Genomic DNA, 25644 nt, shown 5'->3' with positions numbered 1-25644 from the left:
AAATAATATTTTTTTAATGTTGACTTAATAAAATAGGCAGATGATATAATTAAGACCTGATTTTATTTTTTTGAGGGCACGAGTTAAATGGGCTTCAACGGTCTTTTCAGCAATCAACAATCGTTTGGCAATTTCTTTTTGGGATAAGCCTTCTTCACGGCTCAGCTTATAGACTAATTGGCATTTTTCTGGTAGTTGGGTCACCAGTTTTTCTAATTTGGTCTTAAGTTCTTCAAACTGGAGGTAGTTTTCCATAGAATAGAAATTCTGTTCATCAGCCTTTTTGCTGTAGTCTACGAATTTCTGTGCTACTGCGAGTCTATGTCTATGATTAATGATCTTATACTTTAGGGCAGCGGCAAGATATCTTTCAATTTGATCACTGAGTTTGATGCTCTGCCTACGTTTCCAGATATCCAAGAAGATATCTTGGACGATTTCTTCTGCCACTAGGATATCGGAAAGCTTATTGCTGGCTACCACCAAAAGTTTATCCCAATACCTTTTATAAATTTCTGTAAATGCTTTAGGGTCACTTTCTTTCAATAGGACCAATAACTTTTCATCAGAATATTTTTCAAACTGGGACATTTTAGAGCTTAAATATCAATCATTAGCGTTAAAATTAAGTCAAATTGATAGCTGTAAGTAGTTAATTTTGCTGTTGCATCAAGTTGAATTAATTAAACTTTGATAATTTTAAGTATAAAATTATTAAAATAATCTTTTATTGCTTTACTATATTATTGGTTACAATTAGCGATTTATTAGGTAAGTAATTAATTGATAGTTGTTTAAGCAAATTAAGCTGTATAAAATAATGCAATAAAAAAGCTCTAATCAGTTAAAATTAGAGCTCTTTGTAAAAATGATTGTTGAATCTATTTAGTGTCTTTCTTTCCGAAGATAGAAATCTTAAGATATTTGCCTGGGTTCTCTTTAAGGTCTTTCACCAATTGGTCTAGACTCTCAGAAGCATTCGTCAAATTGTTATAAAGCTTTTCATCATGGATTAGCTGACTTAATGAACCTTCTCCTGAATTGATTTTTTTCGTGATTTCCACTACATCTTTCATAGCTTGGTTGGCATTGTCAACAGTTGCTTTGATCTCCGTTTTAGATAGGTCATCTGAAAGGTTGTCCAAATTCGCAAGGATGGAATTGATCTTTTCGTTGTTGTTCTTGAAGTTCATGGTAATAGACTCCATGTTGGCTAGGATCTTACTCAAGCGGTTTTTCTCAGCGCCCATTAAACCATCCACATCTCCGGTAATCTTTTCAAGGTTCTTCAATGAAACAGAGATACTGTGCACACTGCTCTTGAAGTCTCTCTGGAAGTTTTCATCCAATACTGAGTTAACCCCAGAAAGAACGGAGTCTAATTTAACAACTAAGTTTTCGATTTTCTTTTGAAGGGGTTCCACTTTTTCCATTAGGTTGGCTTGCACATCCGATAGCAAAGGATCACCATTTCTAGCCATCGTGGTACTGTTTCCTAGTTCAAAGACGATCGCTTTACTTCCCAATAAATCTGCGCTTACGATCCTTGCTACGGTATTAGATGGAATATCGTAATCATCATTGATCTTAAATTCAGTCCTGATTTTTCCGTTCGGTTGAAGGGTAAGTTTAGAAACGCGACCTATTTGGAAACCGCTGACCAAAACCGGTTTAGAAACCGCTAGCCCGTCCACGTTGTCATATTCTGTGTAAAAAGTATTTTCGCTGCTAAAAACATTGTTCCCTTTGAGGAAGCTATATCCTATAAATAAGATTGCTATAGCAACACTAGTTAATGCCCCGACTTTAGTTTCGTTAGATATTTTCAAAATTACCCTATTTAAGTATTACCACTCTGTTCTAACCGCCAATTTAAGAAAAAGTTTATTTTTCTATGCTTTTTCTGTAGGTATTTATGGCATTGAACAAATCGGTGACAATTGATTCTTGTCCAGCGGATGACATCATGAAGCGTTCTTCGTCTGGATTGGAAATAAATCCGATTTCGGTCAAAACGGCTGGCATACCAGCGGTTGCCAAAACTGCTAAAGATTGTTCTTTTACACCTCTATCGGTACGGCTAGATCCAGCAAATTGATCTTGCATGTAAGATGCAAGACGGATACTCTGCTCTCTAAACTTTCTTTTCATCAAAGAGAATACGATATAGGTTGAGGGGTCTTTAGGGTCAAAACCACCATAGTTTTCTTTGTAGTTTTCTTCCATTAAGATGGATGCGTTCTCACGGATCGCCACATCTTGGTCACCGGTACGGCTAAAACCCAGCACTAAAGTTTCAGTACCCTTTGCCGAGGTGTTCAAAACACGTTGGGTTACATAACGGCCACGGCTGTTCTTTACCCTGCGGCTACTTGCACCTCCAGAATTACAATGGATAGAAATAAAAAGGTCCGCATGGTGCTTGTTTGCCAATGCCGGACGTTCATATAATTTCGGATATACATCCGTCGTACGCGTATAGACCACTTTGATCCCTGGGAATTCCTTTTGGATTTTCTTTCCCAATTTCAAGGCTACCTGTAGGGCGATATCCTTTTCTTTAGATTGCCTGCCTACAGCTCCCGAATCATGCCCACCATGTCCAGGGTCTAATACTATTGTCTTAAGTTTTCTAGGACTTCCACCTTGGTCGTTTTGTAAATCTACTGGTTTAAAACTCGCTAATACAACCACTGAGATACAAGTCAGAACCAACCCAACTTTCCGAATCACGTTTTTCTTTTTTGTTGTCAATTTCTCCAATTTCTCCTAATCGTTTCTGTTTTCTATCAAATTCTATTCCTAATGCGCTACTGAATTCGATTTATATTGTTTGATGGCATCAACCAGATTACCCACGATTTCATTCTGACCTGCTTCCGAAACCATGAACTTTTCTTCATCTGGGTTAGAAATAAAGCCGATTTCCGTCAATACCGCTGGCATTGCAGCCGAAGCTAAAACCGCCAAAGATAATTCTTGTACTCCACGGTTTGGACGGCCCTTTTTTACATATTCATTTTGGATATGAGTGGCAAATCTAATGCTCTTATCGCGATATGTTCTCTTCATCAAGGAGAAAATAATATAAGTAGACGGGTCATTCGGGTCAAATCCGCCATAATTTTCTTGATAGTTTTCTTCAAAAAGAATATCGGCATTCTCCCTAACCGCCACTTCCGATTCACCTCTCTGCAACCTATTGAAACCACATACAAAAGTTTCCGTTCCACTAACTCCAGGGTTTCTGATGGTACGGGTCGTGTAGCGACCATTCTTTCCTTTCACTCGACGGTCCGAATCGGCGGAGTTGCAGTGAATGGAGATAAAAAGGTCAGCATGGTTTTTATTTGCCAGGGCTGTTCTTTCGTGAAAAGGAACATCCACGTCAGTTTCCCTAGTCAACATCGCCTTCACGCCAGGCATCTCTTTTTCAATCGCTTCTTTCAACCGTTTGCCCACCTGAAGGGTGATATCTTTTTCCACCGATATACGACCTTTTGCACCGGGTAGATTACCACCGTGCCCTGGATCAATAACGACTAATTTGAATGTTTTATTGGATTGAGAAGTTTGAGGAGGATTATTCTCTTGATTTTTCTTTTCAGAAGAACGAACAATACCACTTAATAAAACTAAGGGAAGTAGTACCGCTGCGAACGAAATTGATATTTTTATTGATTTATTGAAATTCATAGTTAACGTTATTATTTTAGTCCTATCAATAACATTGTAAATGTAAACTGTTAAATATGATTAACTTTTGAAAAACCTAATCGTTGTTATTGATTTTTGACTATTTTTGCCAACAAGAGTTTAAAATTAGCACAAAAATAACATTCATATTTCATTTTGAAGGCCTTAAGTTGTTTTTTCCTTTCCATTCTGTTTTTTTTTATTGGGATGTCTGTGCTACAGGCTCAGGTGGAGACCAATTCTCGCACTCAAAATGTTACAATAGACACCCTTCAAAGAGATACAATTCCGACCGATACCAGTAGAAATAACTTTAAAGAAGTAAATGGTCAGGATACCGTCCACATGAAAGATCAAGGTGGTTTGGAGACCGTTGTGACGATTTCTGCCAATGATTCTTCTTGGAACCAGGTCAGTAAAAACGTTCTACACTTATACAAAGGCGCCAAAGTAAAATACCAAGGCTTTGAATTAGCAGCAGATTATATCCGTTTGGATAGAAATACCAACGTCCTGTTTGCATCCGGAGTAATGGACCATAACGGCAAATATGTAGGTCGTCCGGTTGTGATCATGCCTGGTGAATCTCCAATTGCTGTAGACTCCCTTTTATACAATTATAAGACGCAAGTACCCAAAACCTTCGGTGTCATGACCGAAGTAGATGGGGGATATATTCAGGCCAAAGAGGTCAGGAAAAACATCTACGATGAAATGTCCCTCTATAAAGGGCTGTATTCTACCTGTAACTTGCCTTATCCGCATACCCACTTTGGTATTCAGATCACCAAAGGGGTCATTACCCAGAAACAGATTATTGCCGGTCCATCTTATTTGGTGGTAGCGAATATTCCCATAAAATTCTTGGCCATCCCTTTTGGTTTTTTTCCTAAGCAGGACAAGAAGAGCTCCGGATTCTTATTTCCGTCCTTCGGTGAAGATGCCGCCAGAGGTTTTGCCATGCGCGACCTAGGTTGGTACCTTACATTCAATGATTACTGGGATTCAGAAATCAGGGGTACCTTGTACTCCAAAGGTACTTGGGAAGCCAATGTGCGGACCCAATACATGGTGAATTACAAATTCAACGGTAACTTCTCCCTGCAATATGGATCCTACGTGCAAGGGGTAGAGGGAACAGATAATTATGGTCGTGATAAAAACTTCCGATTTACCTGGAACCACTCGCAGCGTCAAGAAGCAAATCCAGGAACGTCATTCTCAGCATCGGTAAACTTCGGTTCCCGTAATGCCTACCGTAATGCCGCTACCACAGGAGGATATAATCCGCAACAGGCTATCAACAACAGCATGCGTTCCTCTGTGGCCTACGGAAAAGTATTTGCAGATGGCAAGGTGAATTTCACGGCAAATATGTCCCATGAACAAGACCTTTCGACAGGAGCCTTGACCTTGGATTTACCAACGATCAGTTTGAACGTGGCAACTTTTAACCCATTCGATTCCAAAGATCGTATCGGCGAACAAAAATGGTATCAGCGAATCACTGTTGGATATAGCCTTCAAGGTCAAAACAGGATCGTAACGACTGACTCCCTATTGTTCAGAAAAGAATCACTGAAAAAATTTACCAATGGTATGCAACATAATATCCCGGTAAGTTTAAGCTTGAATGTGATGAAGTACTTCCAGTTCAATACTTCATTCAACTATACCGAACGTTGGTACCTACAATCTGTAAGGAACCGATTGGTAAACCAGCCGTATGGATTCGAAAGCGTAAAGGATACCCTTCAAGGCTTTAAACGTGCTTACGACTATTCGGTATCTTCAGGCCTATCGACCAAGATCTATGGTCAGATGAACAAGAAGATCGGTAAGATCGAAGCGATGCGCCATACCGTTACCCCATCCATCAATGTGAACTACCGTCCGGATTTCTCGGATGAGCGTTATAATTTCTATAGGGACTTCACAGACGAAAACGGGACCTATCGTAGATATTCCATTTTTGAAAATGCTATGTACGGAACTCCATCACAAGGTAAATCCTTCGGTATCGGCTTCTCCGTAGACAATACTATCGAGGCCAAGATCCGGAATGATAAAGACACCACCGGTACTGGCGTCAAAAAGGTTCCTATTATCCAAGGTCTGACTTTCAGTGGTAACTACAACGTTGCGGCAGATTCCCTGAAGCTCTCCCAGATTAGTTTCTCCGGCCGTACTGCCTTATTTGACAAAAAAGTAAATGTCAACTTCAACGGTAATTTCGATCCTTATACTTACGATAAATATACCGGTAACCGTATTGACCGTTTTGCGATCAAAGACGGAACACTAGCGCGATTGACCAACTTTGGTTTGTCCTTTGACTATAGTTTGAACCCAAAAGCAAACCAAAACAGAAGCGATAATATCGACTCCTTGAGAAGTTCAATGCCTAACCTGACTCCTGAACAGGCACAAGCCTTGGCAAGGATCAGTACCGATCCCAATGCATTCGTGGATTTCAATATTCCATGGAACTTGGCAGGTTCATTCAGCATGAACTATGCCCGTGTTTTCAGCCGCGAAAAGCAAAGAATGGAGACCAGACTGACCAGTACGGTAAACGTGCATGGTGATTTTAATGTGACTCCAAAATGGAAAGTCCAATTCAATACCGGCTATGACTTTGTGCAGAAAGAGGCGTCCATGACCCAGATCAGCATCTACAGAGACCTGCACTGTTGGGATATGTCGGTCGGATGGGTCCCTTTCGGAACATATAAGAGTTACAATATTACCATACGTGCGAAAGCATCCATTTTACAGGATTTAAAATTGACCAAAAGACAGAGTCACTATACATACTAAATAGCCACTCTGCATAAAACTATATCTATGAAAGCTGAAATTATTACCATTGGTGATGAAATCTTGCTCGGACAGATAGTAGATACCAATTCTGCTTGGATAGCCCAAGAGCTATTCGCCCAGCAAATCCAAATACAACAAATCACGTCCATTACCGATCAGGAAAGCCATATCCTAGAAGCATTGCATGATGCAGCCAGCAGGGCAGATATTATCATCTGTACAGGCGGGTTAGGGCCAACCAAAGATGATGTAACCAAATATACGGCCGCAAAATACTTTAATACCACTTTGGTCCACAATCCCGAAGTGATGGAACATGTCCAACAGATCTTCCATCGATTCGGACGTACCATGCCCGAGATCAATAAGGGGCAGGCAGAGGTCTTGGCCATTGCCGATGTCCTCTTCAATGATTGGGGAACTGCCCCGGGTATGTGGGTAGAAAAGGACGGCAAGGTCTATGTGTTCCTTCCGGGGGTTCCCTTTGAAATGAAGAACCTAATGACCTATCGAGTCCTTCCTAAATTAAGGGATTATAAAACCGAAGAAAAGGTAGTCAATAAATATATCCTGACGGTAGGGATAGGCGAGTCCCATTTAGCCGAACATATTGCAGAAATTGAAGACCAATTTCCGCCTCATATCCATTTGGCATATTTACCCAAGATTGGTCTCGTGCGATTGAGGCTGACTGCAACAGGAACCGATCTCGATAAGCTCGAAGAGGAAGCCGAAGGTTGGAAGGATAAATTAGTCGATCGAATAGGAAATGCAGTAGTGGCTACCGAGGATGTCAGCTTTGAGGAAGTCATTGTCCATGCATTCGCTGAAAAGGGAAAGACCCTAGCGACTGCGGAAAGCTGTACTGGCGGTAATATCGCCAGGCTGATCACTGAAATACCGGGTTCTAGCAAAATGTTCCAAGGTGCTGTCGTAGCTTATGCCAATGAAGTCAAGATGCATGTGCTAGGGGTACAGGAAGAAACTTTGATAGCACATGGTGCCGTGAGCGAAGAGACCGTTATCCAAATGGCAAAGGGTGTTCAGCAAAAGTTAAATGTAGATTATGCGATTGCAACCAGTGGCATCGCAGGACCCGATGGGGGCAGTGCAGAGAAACCAGTTGGCACGGTTTGGGTAGCTATCGCGGGTCCGAATGAAGTAAAAACCAAGTTGTTTCACTTCCACCATGATCGCTTGATTAACATAGAACGTACTACTGCTCAGGCATTACTGTTGCTCTGGAACTTATTTCAACAAGAATCGGAATTTTAACAGAACGATATTTTGTTAAATATATATGATAAAATATTTAATTTTGTTCACTTGTCAAGTAAGTATTAATAATTAACTTAGTAATCTAACAATCCAAATAATAATAGATGGCAATATATAAACTTTTGTTACCTAAGATGGGGGAGAGCGTATCTGAAGCGACTCTGACCAAATGGGTAAAGCAGGTTGGGGAGCATATTGATGAGGATGATGCAGTCGTAGAACTTGCTACCGATAAGGTCGATTCTGAAGTTCCATCGCCAGTATCTGGTATTCTTAAAGAAAGATTGTTCGAAGAAAATCAGGTGGTTCAAGTCGGTGATGTCATTGCATTGATTGAAATTGAAGGACCTGAAATTGAAAACCAAGAGCCTCAATCTACCTCCCAAGAAGAGGATCATAAAAGCTCAGATACTCCTATTGATTCTCCAAGCGAATCCGATGTTTACCAAAAGGTAGTCACGAATGTCGAATTACCGCCAATAGAAATCCCAGATGAGGATATCCCAGGTATTGATCAGGTTCAGGATAAAAATATTCAGATTGAACCTAACCATCAGGAGATCCATTCCGGAATCCGCTTTTATTCCCCATTGGTAAGAAATATAGCCCAACAAGAGGGTATCTCCCAAAAAGAGCTGGACAGTATTCCAGGCACTGGGGGCGAAGGCCGTGTGACCAAACAAGATATCTTGAGTTACCTGGAAAAGAACAAAGGTCTTCAAGTGCCCAAACCTGCTCAGCCAGTTTCAGAAGAAAGGCCTCAACCAAAAGTTGAAGAACCTCAAACTCCAGCCGCTCAAGTAGTGAAAAGCAGTACTGGAGATTCTGAAATCATTGAAATGGATCGCATGCGTAGGTTGATTTCCGACCACATGGTAAACAGTGTCAAGACCTCTCCACATGTGTTCTCGGTTGTTGAAGCTGATGTTACCAATCTGGTGAATTGGAGAAATAAAGTAAAAGACGCCTATAAGAAAACTGAAGGTGAAAATATCACCTTTACGCCATTGTTCATCGAAGCGATTGCCAAAGCAATCAAAGATTTCCCAATGGTGAATGTTTCTGTAGATGGTTATAATATTATCCGTAAAAAGAACATCAATATCGGAATGGCTACCGCATTGCCTTCTGGAAACCTGATCGTTCCGGTCATCAAGAACGTAGATCAACTGAGCTTAACCGGAATCTCTAGGTCCGTGAATGACTTGGCAAACCGTTCTCGAGGCAACAAGCTTAAACCAGACGATACCCAAGGTGGTACTTTTACCTTCACCAATATCGGTGCATTTGGAAATATCTTCGGCATGCCGATCATCAACCAACCTCAAGCAGCTATCCTAGCCGTAGGGACGATCAAAAAGAAACCTGCAGTTCTGGAGACCGAATTCGGTGATGTCATTGCAGTACGCCATATGATGTACATTTCCATGTCTTATGACCATCGTGTTATTGATGGTGCATTGGGTGGACAGTTCATCCGACGTGTGGCGGATTATTTAGAAAATTGGGACTCTGAAAGAGTTATCTAATCCATAATAAAACAAAAACGCTCATCATCCGAAGAGCGTTTTTGTTTTATCCATTTATCATAGCCTGATGCATCGGCAACTTCATCATCACCATATAGCGGTATCTGAAATATAGTAATATCGAGGAGGTCAATAAGCCCAAGGTCAAACCGTACCATATCCCTTTAACTCCAATGTTCAATTCAATTCCTAAGAAATAGGCTGTCGGTAAACCGATTACCCAGTATGCAAAGAAGGTAATGAAAGTAGGGGAATTGACATCGCCCATACCCCGTAATGTACCAAGACCTACCACTTGGGTACCATCAAATATTTGGAACATACCTGCAATGATCAATAACTGTGAGGCCATAACCACCACTTCATGATCCTTGCTGATAATGTATGGTAGGTACTGATTGAACACAGCAAAAATAATCGCACAGATAACCATGAAAATCAATACCAAATGGTAAGACACGGTTGCGAACTTCTGTAATCGGAAGAAGTTTTTATTTCCATAGGCATTGCCCACCTTGATGGTAGCCGCAGAAGCAATTCCGCTTGCCATCATATAGGTCATTGCCGCCAATGTTATCGCCGTCTGGTGAGCTGCCTGTTCTATTGCACCGATCTTACCTGCGATCAGCGCCGCACCTGCAAATGCTCCGATTTCAAATACATATTGCATTGCCACAGGACCACCTATCTTGAAAATCTGTTTTACTCTAATAAAGTCAATAAACTTAACGGAGAAATGGTCAATATAGCGCTTGAAGTTTTTAGATTTCAATACATACCAAGCCATCACGGTCATCATCAAGATGCGGTCCACCAAGGTCGCAATACCCACACCACGTACGCCCATCGGTTCGATTCCGAACATCCCTTTCACTAGGATTACAGCAATGATTACGTTCAGCACATTCCCCCAGATGGTTATGTTCATCGCCTGTTTGGTGAATCCCAAACCTTCAGCAAACTGTTTAAAGGTATTGAAGATCATTAAGGGCATGATAGAAAGACTCAAGATCAACAGATATGGCTTTGCAGTCTCTACCACCTCAGGGTCCTGGTCGGCATGCTCCATGGCAAACATAGATCCATAAAAAACGAATAGGAACAGGAGGATGGCTGATACAATGTTCAACCAAAAACTATTGGATAGTAATTTTGCACATTCCTTATAATTCTGCCTGCCGTTTTCTTGGGCAATCAGCGGAGTCAAGCCGTAAGCTATCCCCAATCCAATCACCAGCACTACCATAAATACAGAGTGCACCAAGGAAACCGCAGCTAATGGGATGGTCCCTGCGAAGTGACCGACAATAATGGTATCTGCTGTTTGCACCAAGGTATGACCCAATTGTGATATCACAACCGGACCCGCTAAAGCCATCGTACTTAAGTAATAAATTTTGTTGGATTTGATATTCTGCAGCATATACGAAAAAAGTAAAGAGCACAAAGGTACGAGTTAAAACTTGCTTAGCGAATCATGTTTGGGTTAACTTTTTGTTTCTAAATATTTACATCAAAAAATTGCTGAAAAAAAATAATAGACTTACCTTAGCTTATTAACAATTAATAAAGTAGAGATGAATTTAGCGTTTTTGAACATTGGTACCCAGGAGATGATGCTTATTATTTTAGTTGCATTATTACTTTTTGGTGGCAAGAAATTACCAGAATTGGCTAGAGGACTGGGGCGCGGTATCCGGGAATTTAAAGATGCTTCTGAGGGGATTAAGAGAGAGATTTCAGATCAGATCAATAACTTCGAAAAAGAAATTGACGATATAAAAACAGATATTGATAAAGAGCCTGAAACAAAAAAACCTGCTGCAACACCTATTCAAGACTTTGAACAGGCCAATGCAGCTACAGAAACTGGGGAAGTGTCCGAAGAAGGTGTAGTAGAGAAGAAAGTTCCTCAATTTACAGCTCCTGCTGGAACGTATGAGCATAAGCCATACAGCACGCCAACCCAAGACGATTACTATAGCTACGGTTATAATGACCATTTTGGAAGCAATGACAGCCCAGCTGCTGATGACACCCAAGCAGTAGCGAACTCAACTGAAACTCCTGAACCTGAAGTTGAGCAAAATCCATTAGAAGAGAATAATTCTAAGAAAGCCTAAAACAATTAAGAATTCTATATCGATAAGCTGTTGGAATCCATTCAACAGCTTTGTTTTTTCATTTTAAAATATTTTATGAGTACATCCCACGAGATTATCGTATCGAAAGAATTGTCGATTAGCGAGAAACAAGTGCATACCACCATCAACCTATTGGATGAAGGTGCAACAGTTCCTTTTATTTCCAGATACCGCAAGGAACTGACCGGAAGCTTGGATGAAGTGCAGATTACCGCCATCCGTGATCGCATGCAGCAATTGAGAGACTTGGACAAACGTAAGGAAGCCGTCCTGAAGTCGATCGCTGAACAAGGTAAACTTACTCCGGAACTTGAAATCCAAGTGAAATCTGCCGAAACCATGGCGGCTTTGGAAGATATCTACCTGCCTTACAAACCTAAGCGTAAAACTAGAGCTTCTGTTGCCCGTGAAAAAGGATTGCAGCCACTTGCCGAGCTTTTGCTAAGCCAAGATAAAATGGATGTGGAAACCAATGCAGCTTCTTATATTGATGAAGAAAAAGGCGTGGCTTCCATGGAAGAAGCCTTGGCCGGTGCGCGTGATATCATCGCAGAACAAATCGCTGAAGATGCAGAAGTGCGTGCTCATGCCCGTAAAACCTTGTTGAACAAAGGACAGTTCGTATCTCGTGTTGTTCCAGGCAAGGAAGAAGCAGCATTGAAATATAAAGATTATTTTGAATGGTCAGAATCTTTGAAAGATGCGCCTTCGCACCGGGTATTGGCAATGCGAAGAGGGGAAAAGGAAGAGTTATTGTACTTGGATATCGATGTCGCTGAAACGGATGTGGTTCCAGGGATTGAGAAGCTTTATATCAAAGGAAATAATGATGCCAGCAAGCAAGTGTCCTTGGCGCTATCCGATAGCTACAAACGCCTGCTAAAGCCTTCTATGGAAACAGAAATCCGCGTCTTGACCAGACAGAAAGCGGATGAAGAAGCCATTAAGGTTTTTGCCGATAATGTTCGTCAATTGCTATTGGCGGCACCGCTTGGGCAAAAGAGATTGTTGGCGATTGACCCCGGCTTTAGAACGGGCTGTAAAACGGTCGTTTTAGATGCCCAAGGAAACCTGTTGGAAAATACAGCTATCTTCCCGCACAATGGCGCTGGCGGACAGGCTGAAGCTGAGCGTATCATCAAAAGATTGATCTCTTCCCATGATATCGAAGCCATCGCTATTGGTAATGGTACAGCGGGTCGCGAAACGGAAGATTTTATCCGTAAGATGAACATGCCCGGTGCTACTATCGTTATGGTAAATGAAAGTGGAGCATCTATATATTCTGCTTCTGAAGTGGCAAGGGAAGAATTCCCTGACCATGATGTAACGGTTAGGGGTGCAGTTTCCATTGGTAGGAGATTAATGGACCCATTGGCTGAATTGGTAAAGATTGACCCTAAGTCAATCGGTGTTGGCCAATACCAACATGATGTAGATCAAAATAAATTACAGTCTGCACTTGATGATACCGTGATGTCCTGTGTGAACTCGGTAGGTGTGGAGCTGAATACAGCGTCCAAGCAGATCCTTTCCTATATCTCTGGATTAGGTCCTGCATTGGCACAACAGATTGTCAATTATAGAAAAGAAAATGGACCTTTCAGTTCGCGTAGAGAATTGAAAAAGGTGCCTAGGCTAGGGGATAAGGCTTTCGAGCAGGCGGCTGGATTCTTGCGTATCCGCAATGCGGATCATCCTTTGGATGCTTCGGCTGTTCACCCAGAGCGTTATGCCTTGGTCGAGCAAATGGCGAAAGATATCAATGTATCTATCCAAGACTTGATGAAAGATGATCAGGTAAGAAAGCGTGTCGATCTGAAGAAATATATTTCCGATGAGGTAGGATTGCCTACGCTAAACGATATCATGGCTGAATTAGCTAAACCTGGATTAGACCCACGTGAGAAATTTGAAGCTTTCTCTTTTACCGAAGGTGTCAATAAAGTTTCAGATCTGAAGATCGGCATGAAACTGCCGGGTATCGTAACGAATATCACCAATTTTGGAGCTTTCGTCGATATTGGCGTTCACCAAGATGGTTTGGTACATCTGAGCCAATTGGCTAACCACTTTGTTTCCGACCCACATGAAGTCGTAAAAGTTCAACAACAAGTGACCGTAACGGTGACTGAAGTTGATGAGAAAAGAAACCGAATCAGTCTGTCGATGAAAACTGAGGAAAAAGCGCCTAGGAAACAGTCGGAAAAACGATTTGATAAAAGATCAGATAAGCGTCAGGAGCGAGCTCCTGAAACCGACATGGCAGCTAAATTGGCTGCTCTGGCAAGCAAGTTTAAATAATAAAAACAAAAGGGCGTTTATCGCCCTTTTGTTTTTATCGACAAGATCATCTTCTCGATTTCATATATCTTGAAAAAATGAATATCTTAATTCCATGACTATACAAGAATTTAATTCCACCTTGAAAGACCCGCAACCTAATCCTGACTGGGAGGTACAGATCCAAGCACTATGGTATGATGCGAAAGGAGATTGGAAAAAAGCCCATGATTTGATCGATCATCTGAATGATAAGGTATCGGCTCATGTGCATGCTTATCTCCACCGCGTGGAGGGTGATCTATGGAATGCAAGGTATTGGTACAACCGTGCAAAGCAGCCTGAGTTTACTGGAAGCCTGGAGGAGGAACATAACCGGCTTTTGGAACTTTACCTTGGCTAGCGTTATTGCTGCTGTCTGAGGAGTTCCTGATGCTGTCCTGCGGAATGTTAGGGATTGATGGGATACTGTCACGCTTTGGCTTCCAGGTCCACATCTTTCTCCAAAACTCGCCAAGGGTATTAAATTCTTGACGGTATACCAAACCTACCGCATTGATGTAGTCATCCGTCGGTGTAAATAAGATATTTCTCGTGTTCAATCGATTATAGGCCCTAAACATCAAACTTCCATCCCTTCTGATCTTATAGGTCAATTCCGCATCGGTTGCTACTTGGTTCGAGAAAAAGGTCAGGTCGGTGGTCTGTATGTTCCTGCGGTCCACGATTCCCCCTGTCAGTACCAATCGATCATCAAAGAAGCGGAATGAGGCCGAGGCATCGTTTAGCGATCGGATATTGAAATCCAAGAAATTGATCCTTAGGGATTGTGCCAAAATATTGTTCAACTGGTTAAAGGCGATTTCCGTTCCGGCAGATAATAGGGTATTGTTCACCTCTCTACCGATTTCACCGGAGTTTCCAGTTGTAAAACTTCTGCGGATAATCAAACTCAATGCCTGTTGGTTAACGTTATTGGCATCACTGAAGTAAGCCTGAAGCTCATCCTTGACGTATGGTGTTTGTGGGAAGTTCAAGTCAAAAGAGACATCGGGTTGGCTCAAGGTCCCCTTGATGATCATGTCTGCTTGCGCCAATACTCTTTCATCAGTCCCTGCACGCCCAGCCGCATTGTATAGGTCGCCAATGGAGGTTCGTTGTTGGTAAACTGCCGTAATATTGACGGTTGCTCCAGAAGGAGAACCCGTCCAGCGAATCGTTCCGCCTTGCTTAATGTCGAAATATTTATTGATGAAATCCTGCGCCGTAAAGTGGAATTTTCCTGAATTGATCGCATAATCCCCAAACATCTCAAAGTCACCTAAACTGGAAACCTTCAAACTGATCTCTCCGGTTCCCGTACCTTTCAGCGAGCCAATGTCGGTTTGCAAATTAACCTCTGCGCTTGGCGTCAATTCCAGGTCCATGTTCATCGTCATGCCCTTAAGGAAATATCGATTTGCGTTTTCCTTGTTTACCGTTGAGTCTTTACTCACGAAGTAGATAAAGTCACTTTCTGAAACGGTCATTGCGGTATTGAAAGGGATGCTGATTACCGTATTATCTTCGGATCTTGCTTTGATATTGATGTCTATCGCTGAGGTATACCCTTTAAACTGGTATGTTCCTGTAGCGTAAGCAGTACCATAATACAAATTATTGTCCTTGTAGGTCGTGTTCAGGATCATGACGTGATTCGTCGCGACATTGACATCGATATAAGGATTGCTCAGTTGAGATAGGTTAACCACCCCACCTGCCACTGCCTGATGTCCCTTGGAATCCGTAAAGGTCAAATTATTCATCATGACCGCATTTTTATCAATCATCACGGACTGATTGTTCAGGTTATAGGTGGTTTTAAGATAATTGACCTTAAAGGATGCACTTTCTATTTTTGCTGTACCATTGATCTGCGGATTTTGAAGTGTCCCCGTGATTTGTAGGTCGGCATCCATCTTTCCTTCCAGATCCGAAGCTAATGTGCGGATAAAAGGCTGGAACAAGATCAGCTCCGTTTGGTTCAGGTTTCCTTTTAGATTAATGGCTTGCTCACCCGATACGACCTGATAGGTGCCGTTCAAAGTCAAGCCTCTTTTACGATCATCTAATAATTGGAAATCCAGATTCGCTACTTTAGATTCCGGCTCAAAATCTGCCAAAAGGACCAGTTGTCCAATCGGAATTTGATTCCATACCAATGGTGTCGTTGTAACGTTTGCTGAGAGATAAGGTTTTTTGAAAATGGAATGTAATTCGATATTTCCATTCAATTCTCCATCCAAATGTACCCCCATCGGCTTGGTAACCGTTTCCAAGGAATGCAGGTTGAACCTTTCGAAGCGGATGTCCAGCTTATCGTCCTCATTGGATAGTACTCCATTGAATTCCACCCGCTGGTTTCCTTGGGAAGCAATTAAGTTATTTAAATAGAATTTCCCTTTGGAAACCCGCATTTCAGCGTCTTTGTTGAAAGCCCAAGGTTCATAATTCACCACGATCGTGGACTCCTCAAATCGGATATAAGCGGGTTTATTGTGAGCGAAGTGAATGTTACCATTCAAGCGCATATAATTCTTTTCGGTTTCCTCTGCACCTTTGATGTTGAATAAAAGGCTGTCCTTGGAAAGCACATTGTTGATCTCTACATTATTGACAAAAACAGAGTCCGTCAAAAAGACCTTATCTGCTTTTAGGTTTAAGGAGAAGGCATGCTCATCGGCAATTTCATCAATGCTTAAATTCTGAAGATTAACTCCTTGATATTTTACAAAAGGGCTAAAGGCATTGAATTGTGCCGTAAAATCTTCAGAGTTAAAATGCGCTTCCAATGTGGCTCCATCTTCAAGGGTTAAGGTTGGATCCAAGAAAGCCGATACTGGTTCAAAAGACTTGATATTGAGTTCCAGATCAAAAATCTGTGGATTGTAGCTTTCGGTTTCCAAGCCAATGGCAGGCGCATATTTCATGGCTAGAGCCTTGAAATAGGGTACAAGGGTGTTCAAGTCGATTACGCCTTTCATCTCCCCATCCATCACATTGGATTTTAGGGTCAAGAGCCTGTCTGTTTCATTCCCTTCAGCCGCAAAGAACACATCATCGATGCTGAATTTCCCCTTACTGGTCTGCATGGAGATCTGATTGGCTCTTAGATCACCATTCAAATTGTTCAAGTTATTTCCTGTAAGGTGCGTGCTGATATTGGAATCATAGATAATGATGCTATCCTTATTTACCAAACCGAATTTTTTCAGGTTGATTTGATCGATCTGGGCGTCTACATTGTAAATATTGAATTCTCCACTCAGGTTGATCTTTGAATCATAGGCTAAGGCAATATTCGGATCGCTGATATGGCCATTCATCTCAATCTGTTCTTCAAATAGAAAGGCATCGACCGATACACTATCGTATTGGTAATTGTTGAGCTGGAATCTTCGCAAATCGCCAATGATATTCAATTGAATTTCTTTGAAATCTAGGTTTTGGCCATCAAATTCCAAGTTAAAAGCTGAATTCTTGATGGTATTGCTGTTGATCAGGTCCCCGATCTGAAACTCCTCGGATTTCATGTTCCCAGCATACTGAATATTCTTTTGGATATCAATTTTACTGTTGGTTTCGATCTTTCCTAATTCCGTGTTGAAGGATCCTTCCACATCAAATAAATTGTATAATCCTTTGAAGGACCCTGCAAAATTGATCAGTCCCAATCGATGGAGTTGCTCAGGCAAAGCGAAGGAACTCTGGTTCGACAGTTCAGGGACCAACTTTTCCACATCCGAAGCACTGGTCCGCAATTGGTCGGCTTGGAAATCAAAAATGGTCTTATTGATATCGGGGAGACCCTTGATACTGAAATCTCCAACTAACCTAGTTTCTTCACCGGTTTGGATATCGGCATCTTTCACAGACATATTGGCGACCGTACCCTTTACTTCTCCTTGGTTTACCTTGGCTTTGAACTTGACAAATTTCATGTCTGGAGCAAAGTATTCAATATCCTTAGAATCAACGAATACATTGTGCATGCTGGACTCGATCTGGACCTTCTTGACGAAATCGCCAAAGTCCCCAAAATCTTTATAGCTGAATTTTAAGTGTCTTCCCAAAGTAGAATTGTTGGTGATTAGGCGCAACTGCTCAAATTCCATCGATTTATCCGTGACAAAAGCATCTGCACTTAGTTCCCGAACGATAAAACCTGATTTCTCCTGGAAAGTCAACTTCTTGATCTTGGCCTTTATCGAGCTGCTATCCTGTTCTATATTGCTGAAATTACCGGATAGATGGGTCAGTTCTATATCTGAAAAATCTACCCCTCGGCTATGGTGCTTTTGGGTATGGTTGATAATCTTGACATGGTTGTCAACCAGATTCAGGGCATATAATTTCAGCTCCATTTTTTTCTTTGGACCTGTTTTCTTTTTCTTTTTGGGACTGAAATAGTTTAGCAGGAATTTGATGTTCGAACTGTCTTTGTAGACCTGGAAATCCACATAGGCACTTTCAATATTCAGTTTTTCAATGACAATCTTATTCTGGAAAAAATCAGTTAGGATAAGATCTGCATTTAATTTTTTTGCAGAAAGAATGGGATTCCCATCTTGGTCCGAAAGGTTGAAATCATATAGATTCAGTTCGGAGAAAGGCTTAAAGTAAATGCTGCCAATTTCTACTTTGGCATTGAGTTCTTTAGAAAGGTATTTAGCCACTTTTTTAGTGACAAATGTTTGAACAGATGAAAATTGTAAAGAGAATAAAATCACCGACAGCAGAGCAAGGATGCTGAGCAGGCTAATAAGCGTTATTTTAAGTATTTTTTTGATACTTTTGTAAATTAAATTTTATACTTCTCTCAAAATGGCCATCATTCTAGGAATAGAATCTTCATGTGATGAAACTTCGGCCTCTATATGTATAGACGGCGAAATTAAGTCAAATATTATTGCAAGTCAAGCAATTCATGCTAAATATGGGGGTGTGGTTCCTGAGTTAGCTTCACGCGCACATCAACAAAACATCATTCCAACAGTAGACCAAGCTATCGCTGCTGCTAAAATACGGAAAAATGACATAGATGCAGTAGCTTTTACGCGTGGGCCTGGACTTTTAGGTGCATTATTGGTTGGAACCTCCTTCGCAAAATCATTTGCCTTGGCTATGGATATCCCCTTGATCGATGTCAATCATATGCAAGCGCATATCTTGGCACATTTTATCGATGATCCGAAACCCCAATTTCCATTTCTATGTCTCACGGTTTCAGGTGGACATACCCAGATCGTTTTGGTCAAGGATTATTTTGAAATGGAATTGTTAGGCGAAACCTTGGACGATGCAGCTGGAGAGGCCTTTGATAAGACAGCAAAGATTTTGGACCTGCCTTATCCAGGTGGTCCTTTGATCGATAAGCACGCCCAAAACGGGAACCCTGATGCCTTTAAGTTGCCCGAACCGCAGATCGCTGATCTAAATTTCAGTTTCTCTGGTCTGAAAACCGCAATTTTATATTTGGTACAAGCTGAAGTAAAGCAGAACCCTAATTTCTTGAACGAAAAAATGGATGACCTATGTGCTTCTGTTCAGAGCCGTATCGTTTCCATCCTATTGAATAAATTAAAGAAAGCCGCCAAACAGACCGGCGTTAAAGACATCGCTATTGCGGGTGGTGTATCTGCGAATTCTGGATTAAGGAATGGACTGATCGAAATGGGAAAGAAATATAATTGGAATGTATTTATCCCTAAATTCGAGTATTGCACCGACAATGCGGCCATGATTGCCATTGCCGGTTACCAAAAGTTCTTGAAAGAAGATTTTATCGGACAAGAAGTAGGGCCTGTAGCTAGAATGGGAGTGTAACCCAGCTCAATTGGAGCTTCCTCAGGATTCTCCAGGCATGCAATCGCCAGAAAATTTTTAGTATTTATATTTCAGCATACCACTTGACCTTATTCGAGACTTATTCGGAAATCTCGCAATATGTCTCGAATAAGTCTCGAACCATTCCCGAAGGATAATTGCAGCATTGCTAAGGATAAATTTCTCATTTATCCTTTAATGTTTTAATCTGACTAAAAATTAAATCGGATTTATCTTATCTGAAATTGATCTTGACTTCAATCTTTTTGCCATCATTTCCTTTTTTCCAATCAGGTCCATTCTGGATAATCTGAATGGCTTTTTGGCTTAGGTCTGGATTGCTGGATTTCTTGATGCTGATATCGATCGGTCTTCCGAAAGTAGAGATATCGAAGACCAAGGTAACAGAGCCCTTGCCTAAGAGGGTCTGGTAAGAATTATCATTGATGTATTTCTTGTAGGCCACCCAACCCACCAATGGTTCTGATTTTACTTTTTGGGTCTTATTCCCATAACCAACCACCACGACTTCATCTAAATCTCCGAAGCTAGGTTTTAGCTGGACGATTTTATTGTTGCTAGCAGTAATCAATTCCTTTTCATAACCGAGGGAAAGGATTTCCAGCTTTTGGTTATCGGAAGTCAATGGCATGATATATTGTCCGGAAGAATCAGTCATGACCACATCGTTGGTTTTGACATCACGTACCGAAGCACTGACAATCGGTCTTCCCGATTGTTGGTCTAGTACACGGCCAGTGGCTAATTTCTTGACATCTTGAAGCGAGCTTATGCGGTCGGCAGCTACACCGGCAACCTGTCCAGTAATTTTTGCCTTGGCTGGCGCTTTGCCATTCATCACGATAACATTAGATTTGTCTGCCCTTTTGAACGATCCAACCTCGTTGGAAGCTATCATATTGTCGTGTTTATCATGGAATGTGCTGGTATCAGCACGGGGTACTTCCCGCAAGAAAACATCTTGGTTATCTGCTAAGATTTCTTCAACGGTAGGCCTTTTTGTCTTGTTAGATTGCTTTCTTTCCCCTGGTTTTGCAGTTTCTGCTTGTACTGGTTCGGTAGGAGTTGCAAGTGCAATCAGGTTATCCTCATCCGAGATACCATCTAAACTATCTAGATGGATACTGTTCAAGGTGGTATCTGTAGGGACCTCAGCGGAGTTGTCCATGGCAACGGTTTCCATCGTCTCAGCAACCTTGTTCTGGTCTCTATTTAAATACCAAATGCTGCCAATACCTAATGCCAGTAACACCGAAGCTGCGATGGATAGGTTTCTATAGAAGCTGATTGGTCTTACCTTTGCTGGATGCGTTCTTTCGAAAATAGCGGTATGTAGGTCTGCAACTTCAAGCGGGCTGTTTAGTTTTTTCTCTTCCTCCAAGCCCATCAATACATCCATTAAAAGTTCATCTTCATGAGATGCCTTTTCAATAGCATACATTTCGGAGTCGCTCAGTTCTCCGTTCACGTATTTACGTAGATATGCTATGTCAAAGTTCTTATTCATGAGAATTCCTTTCCATACAGTTCTTCAAATTCCTTTTGCCATTTTGGATATAGCTTTTTACATCGTTCATGCTAAAGCCGGTTATTTCGACCACTTCTTTGTAGCATTTTTGTTCGATGAAAAAGAGCTGAATACTTTTCTTTTGTTTTTCTATTAAGGTATCCAAGCAGCTTTCCAGTCTCAATAACTGTTCCTCCCTTTCTTGATAGTTTTCCTCCTGATGCAGGTTCATAGAAAATTCCACAAAATTATCTGTAACAATTTCTTGTTTGTTTTTTGCAGAACGCAAGGCCATCAGGCAATGGTTTTTACTGACTACATAGAGCCAGCGTGGGAAGTCCTGGATTTCTTGTTTCTTGACTTTGTCGATAAGTTCTTCAAAGATCTGCATGACGGCATCCTTGCTGCGCTCAGGCTCTTTAAAGTAGCGTAAACACACATAATAGACCATTTCACTATGCTTTTGATAGAGGTCACCCAGATGGTTGAGGTCGCCATCCAGCAGATAGAGTTTTAGCAGATCTTCATCCGATAGATTTTTCTGTTTTGACAAGGTCCTAGTGCTCATTTACTGCTGAAAATTAATTTTTTTTTCTCGTTTATGGAAATTTGATTTTTTCTGCATCCCTTGGCAAAACTTACTAGTCATGAATAAAATATTTGCATTATTAGTCTTTTTGCTTACTCTAGGTAGTAGCGGACTAGCCCAAGAAGGAATCATCAAAGGTATTGTAACTGAGGCGGGAACACAAGCCGCACTTGCTGGTGTGGAGGTTCGTGTGGAAGGAAAGCAGCAATCAACGCTGACCGATCAGCAAGGTGCATTCTCCATAAAAGCTGCTGAAAAAGATATTTTGGTTTTTAAATTTTTAGGGTACGAAACTAAAAAAGTAAAGGTAGGCAAGAAGATAACCATCAAGGTAATACTGCAAGCCGAAAATACTTTGTTAGAAGAGGTTGTTGTCATTGGCCATGGCAATACGGCAAAAAGTAAAATGATAGGAAGTATACAAGGACGTGCATACGGTCTTTATGTTCAACCTAGACCTCAAAATACGGAAACTTACGGTCGTTTTGATGAGAACGGTTTTATTTCCCCTACAAAAGAAGCTTTGTCAACTTTTGCAGTGGATGTGGATGCTGCTTCCTATTCTAATGTAAGAAGGATGATCAATGCTGGTCAATTGCCTCCGAAAGATGCAGTAAGGGTTGAAGAGATGATCAATTATTTCCAATATGATTTACAGGGGCCGAACAATGGCGACCCAGTGAAGATCTATACCGAATTGACCACTTCGCCATGGAACAAGGAGCATCAATTAATGCGAATCGCCTTGAAGGCAAAAGATATTCCTAAGGAAAATTTAAAGGCCTCCAATTTTGTTTTCTTGATTGATGTTTCGGGATCCATGATGGGTGATAATAGATTGCCATTGGTGCAGTCTTCCTTGAAAATGTTGGTCGATCAATTGAGACCTGAAGATAAGGTTGCTATTGTGACCTATGCAGGTTCAGCGGGCGTTAAATTAGAAAGTACCCGCGGTGATCAAAAAATGAAAATCAAGACTGCGATCGATGAACTGACCGCTGGTGGATCTACTGCTGGTGGAGAAGGGATCAAGAAAGCCTATCAGATTGCCCGCGCGAATTTTATTAAGGATGGCAATAATAGAATTATCCTGGCATCGGATGGTGATTTCAATGTGGGTGAGTCCAGTGATGAAGCGATGGAGGACCTGATCGCTAAGGAACGTGAAAGTGGAGTGAACCTGACTGTACTTGGATATGGAATGGGCAACCTGAAAGATAGCAAGATGGAAACTTTGGCTGACAAAGGAAGAGGTAACTATGCGTATATCGATAATATCTCTGAAGCGAGAAAGGCGATGGTGACTGAATTTGGGGCAACATTATTTACCGTTGCTAAGGATGTGAAGATTCAGGTGGAGTTTAATCCTGCCTATGTACAGGCCTATAGATTGGTTGGCTATGAAAACCGTTTATTGGAAGCAGAAGACTTCAACAATGATGCTAAGATCGGCGGTGATATGGGCGTTGGACATACCGTAACTGCGATTTATGAAATCATTCCAGTAGGAGTAAAGAGTTCGATTATTGGAACGGTGGACCCTTTGAAATACCAGAATAATGATAAACCAAACTTGGGTTCCAAGAACGGAGAGTTGGCGACTGTGAAATTTAGGTACAAAGATCCAAAATCTGATAAGAGCGAATTGCAACAGACTGTCGTGAAAGATGCCCCCAAAGCATTTGATTCCATAAGCGAGGATTTCCGTTTTGCAACTGCAGTTGCTGAGTTCGGGATGTTGCTTCGTAATTCAGATTACAAGCAAAATTCAAGCTTTTCAAGCTTGATCGCCCGTGCAAAATCAGCAAAAGGAAAAGATGATGAAGGCTATCGCGCAGAATTTATTCGTATGGCAGAAAATAGTAAGTCAATTGTTGATACAGAAAAGTAAAAAGGGGAAGGGAAATAATTTTTTAAGGTTATTATTATTAAAGGTTCGCGAAAGCGAACCTTTTTTTAAATAGAAAATAAGCCATAAGCCATGATATATACCAAGCTTGATACCATATCAGGCGTCTTTATCTTGGTCTATCCGATGGGTGAGCCTGTCGAACACCGAATCCACGGTTGGCGAGCGGCATCTCGGCTTCGCTCGATAACCGTTGAGTTGACAACAATTTTCTTTGTTGCTTTTTCGCGTTAATTTAAGGCAAAAAGAGTATCGAAACCATACAATCAATAAGTTTATTGGCGTACAGTTCCTGCACCTTTCGGTGCACGATGACAGGGCCTGATGGAGGAAAACCGAACAGATTCTTCACTGATCGTTCAGAATTGGAAATGCGCTGGAGAGGGATTCATAGAAAGCTAAAGGAGGAGCATCTCGGCTTCGCTCGATAACCGTGTAGCCAAATCCAGGTTCTTTCCCAGATCTTGGTCTATCCTCTTATCCCGAACATCCTGGTTCAAAAACCCTCTTATCCCGAACATCCATACAGTATGGATAAACTATTTATCCTTCTGCTTTTCTTTCCACTGTTGCGAAAATGATTTATCAGCGATTTTCGGAAGTTCACGTTGGTTGCCCCAAGCTTTTTTGAAGAACTTGCGGATAAAGAAGTTTTTGGTCTTGCCACCAAAGAAATCAATGATCTTTCTTTTTTGGATTGCCCAGGTAAACATACTCCAGCCTTTTTTCTCTACGGATGAAACGAGGTCTTGTTGAACGGCATCCCTTCTGTTGACCAAAAGCATCTTTTGGATATCGATGCCTACAGGGCAAACTTCCGTACACTTTCCACATAAAGAGGAAGCATAACTTAAGTGCTTAAACTCTTTCATGCCATTGAGGTGCGGAGAGATCAAGGATCCAATTGGACCTTGATAGGTGGTTTCGTAGGTATGTCCACCAATATTTTGATAGATTGGACAGACATTCAGGCAAGCGCCGCAACGGATGCAATACAATCCTTGGCGTTGTTCCTTCTGTTCAAGGACATTGGTACGGCCATTATCCAATAAGATAACATACATCTCATCGGGACCGTCATATTCTGTGTTTTTACGTGGACCATTTAAGACCGTATTGTATACGGTAAGGTTTTGCCCTGTTCCATGGGTTGCCAATAAAGGCCAGAAAAGATCAAGGTCATTTAAGCTGGGAAGCACCTTTTCTATTCCTACAACTGCAATATGTACCTTAGGGAAAGTGGTGGTCAATCGAGCATTACCTTCATTCTCGGTAATGGCGATCGCACCAGTATCTGCAATCAGGAAGTTTGCACCAGTGATCCCAATATCCGCTTGGGTATATTTCTCTCTCAAGATCTCCCTAGCTTTCATGGTCAGCTCCTCCGCCGTAGCTTCTAGAGGTGTGTCGAATTTCTCATGGAATAGTTTGGCAATTTCTTCCAAACTCAGGTGCATGGCTGGAGTAACGAAGTGATAGGGTTTTTGTCCCAAGAGCTGGATGATGAATTCACCGAGGTCACTTTCAATGGTCTCGATGTTTTTCTTTTCCAGGAAATGGTTGAGCTCAATTTCTTCGGTTGCCATGGACTTGGATTTCACCACCGATTTGGCTTGATGCTGTTCCATGATCTTCCAGATTTCCTCGCGCGCTTCTTCTGCATCATTAGCCCAGATTACCTTGCCGCCACGAGCTGTGAAATTTGATTCAAAATCCAAGAGATAGCGATCTAGGTTTTCAATCACCTTCCATTTGATCAGGTTTGCCTTGATCTTGGAATTCTCCAGGTCAAGGAACTTACTTTTCCCTTTTTCAAAAGCATGTTCATATTTATCAATATTATTATTGATAATCTGCCTATGCTGTAAATCAAAGGATTTTGAAGCACTATCTTTCAGGAATTTCTCAGCTACTGTCTGTGCCATAGGGATGTTCTGTTGCTAATGCAAAAATAAAGGTTGAGCGTGAAAATCAACCAATTTTAAAGATAAAAAAATATC

At 41.4% G+C, this 25644-nt stretch carries 17 protein-coding genes; 8 read left to right on the top strand and 9 right to left on the bottom strand.

What is annotated here, in order from left to right:
- Positions 1-24: 24 nt before the first annotated feature.
- From ACK2WI_RS11640 to ACK2WI_RS11625, 4 genes are all read right to left on the bottom strand, one after another.
- Positions 25-591: an RNA polymerase sigma-70 factor gene (locus ACK2WI_RS11640; RefSeq protein WP_312696494.1), complete on the bottom strand. Its 567-nt coding sequence runs from the start codon at positions 589-591 to the stop codon at positions 25-27.
- Positions 592-881: 290 nt separating this feature from the next.
- Complete coding sequence (locus ACK2WI_RS11635) at positions 882-1829, bottom strand: MlaD family protein (RefSeq protein ID WP_312696495.1); 948 nt, start codon at positions 1827-1829, stop codon at positions 882-884.
- 55 nt (positions 1830-1884) lie between these two features.
- Entirely contained in the window at positions 1885-2733 is an 849-nt protein-coding gene (locus ACK2WI_RS11630; protein ID WP_409150938.1) for an N-acetylmuramoyl-L-alanine amidase, read from the bottom strand.
- A gap of 69 nt (positions 2734-2802) precedes the next feature.
- Positions 2803-3696 (bottom strand): N-acetylmuramoyl-L-alanine amidase, encoded by an 894-nt coding sequence (locus tag ACK2WI_RS11625; RefSeq protein WP_093098418.1) that lies wholly within the window; start codon positions 3694-3696, stop codon positions 2803-2805.
- 207 nt (positions 3697-3903) lie between these two features.
- Between ACK2WI_RS11625 and ACK2WI_RS11620 the strand changes: the two genes are divergently transcribed.
- The 3 genes from ACK2WI_RS11620 to ACK2WI_RS11610 all read left to right on the top strand — a co-directional run bounded on the left by ACK2WI_RS11620 (position 3904) and on the right by ACK2WI_RS11610 (position 9326).
- Positions 3904-6516, top strand: a complete 2613-nt coding sequence (locus tag ACK2WI_RS11620; RefSeq protein WP_312696498.1) for a putative LPS assembly protein LptD — start codon at positions 3904-3906, stop codon at positions 6514-6516.
- Between the two features lie 27 nt (positions 6517-6543).
- Positions 6544-7794, top strand: a complete 1251-nt coding sequence (locus tag ACK2WI_RS11615; RefSeq protein WP_409150935.1) for a competence/damage-inducible protein A — start codon at positions 6544-6546, stop codon at positions 7792-7794.
- 107 nt (positions 7795-7901) lie between these two features.
- Positions 7902-9326, top strand: a complete 1425-nt coding sequence (locus ACK2WI_RS11610; protein ID WP_409150933.1) for a dihydrolipoamide acetyltransferase family protein — start codon at positions 7902-7904, stop codon at positions 9324-9326.
- Positions 9327-9372: 46 nt separating this feature from the next.
- Here ACK2WI_RS11610 and ACK2WI_RS11605 read toward each other — a convergent pair whose 3' ends face one another.
- Positions 9373-10749, bottom strand: coding sequence for an MATE family efflux transporter (locus tag ACK2WI_RS11605; protein ID WP_409150931.1), 1377 nt, complete (start codon positions 10747-10749; stop codon positions 9373-9375).
- Between the two features lie 154 nt (positions 10750-10903).
- On the opposite strand from ACK2WI_RS11605, the gene ACK2WI_RS11600 reads away from it, so the two are divergent.
- From ACK2WI_RS11600 to ACK2WI_RS11590, 3 genes are all read left to right on the top strand, one after another.
- A complete protein-coding gene (locus tag ACK2WI_RS11600; protein WP_409150929.1) occupies positions 10904-11449 on the top strand; it encodes a twin-arginine translocase TatA/TatE family subunit in 546 nt (181 codons plus the stop codon).
- A 75-nt stretch (positions 11450-11524) separates the two neighbouring features.
- On the top strand, positions 11525-13774 hold the full coding sequence (locus tag ACK2WI_RS11595; RefSeq protein WP_409150927.1) for a Tex family protein: 2250 nt from the start codon (positions 11525-11527) through the stop codon (positions 13772-13774).
- 94 nt (positions 13775-13868) lie between these two features.
- Positions 13869-14156, top strand: a complete 288-nt coding sequence (locus ACK2WI_RS11590) for a hypothetical protein (protein ID WP_409150925.1) — start codon at positions 13869-13871, stop codon at positions 14154-14156.
- Here ACK2WI_RS11590 and ACK2WI_RS11585 read toward each other — a convergent pair.
- Positions 14101-18468 carry a translocation/assembly module TamB domain-containing protein gene (locus tag ACK2WI_RS11585; protein ID WP_409150923.1) on the bottom strand — a complete coding sequence of 1456 codons (4368 nt, stop codon included), beginning with the start codon at positions 18466-18468 and terminating at the stop codon, positions 14101-14103. The two genes, ACK2WI_RS11590 and ACK2WI_RS11585, sit on opposite strands and share 56 nt — an antisense overlap.
- Before the next feature lie 148 nt (positions 18469-18616).
- Between ACK2WI_RS11585 and tsaD the strand changes: the two genes are divergently transcribed.
- A complete protein-coding gene (tsaD, locus tag ACK2WI_RS11580) occupies positions 18617-19618 on the top strand; it encodes a tRNA (adenosine(37)-N6)-threonylcarbamoyltransferase complex transferase subunit TsaD (RefSeq protein WP_313367667.1) in 1002 nt (333 codons plus the stop codon).
- A 235-nt stretch (positions 19619-19853) separates the two neighbouring features.
- Here tsaD and ACK2WI_RS11575 read toward each other — a convergent pair whose 3' ends face one another.
- Together ACK2WI_RS11575 and ACK2WI_RS11570 are read right to left on the bottom strand one after the other, a co-directional pair.
- Positions 19854-21146: a carboxypeptidase-like regulatory domain-containing protein gene (locus ACK2WI_RS11575; RefSeq protein WP_409150921.1), complete on the bottom strand. Its 1293-nt coding sequence runs from the start codon at positions 21144-21146 to the stop codon at positions 19854-19856.
- Positions 21139-21714, bottom strand: a complete 576-nt coding sequence (locus tag ACK2WI_RS11570; protein WP_409150919.1) for an RNA polymerase sigma factor — start codon at positions 21712-21714, stop codon at positions 21139-21141. Before ACK2WI_RS11570 ends, ACK2WI_RS11575 begins: the two co-directional genes overlap by 8 nt.
- Before the next feature lie 79 nt (positions 21715-21793).
- Between ACK2WI_RS11570 and ACK2WI_RS11565 the strand changes: the two genes are divergently transcribed.
- Positions 21794-23626, top strand: a complete 1833-nt coding sequence (locus ACK2WI_RS11565; RefSeq protein ID WP_409150917.1) for a von Willebrand factor type A domain-containing protein — start codon at positions 21794-21796, stop codon at positions 23624-23626.
- 557 nt (positions 23627-24183) lie between these two features.
- Here the strand turns inward: ACK2WI_RS11565 and ACK2WI_RS11560 are convergent.
- Positions 24184-25569 (bottom strand): LutB/LldF family L-lactate oxidation iron-sulfur protein, encoded by a 1386-nt coding sequence (locus ACK2WI_RS11560; protein ID WP_409150915.1) that lies wholly within the window; start codon positions 25567-25569, stop codon positions 24184-24186.
- Positions 25570-25644: the final 75 nt, after the last annotated feature.

Source organism: Sphingobacterium sp. BS-2 (assembly GCF_046161205.1).
Taxonomy (GTDB): Bacteria; Bacteroidota; Bacteroidia; order Sphingobacteriales; family Sphingobacteriaceae; genus Sphingobacterium; species Sphingobacterium mizutaii.
This window is presented reverse-complemented; position numbering and strand designations above follow the sequence as displayed.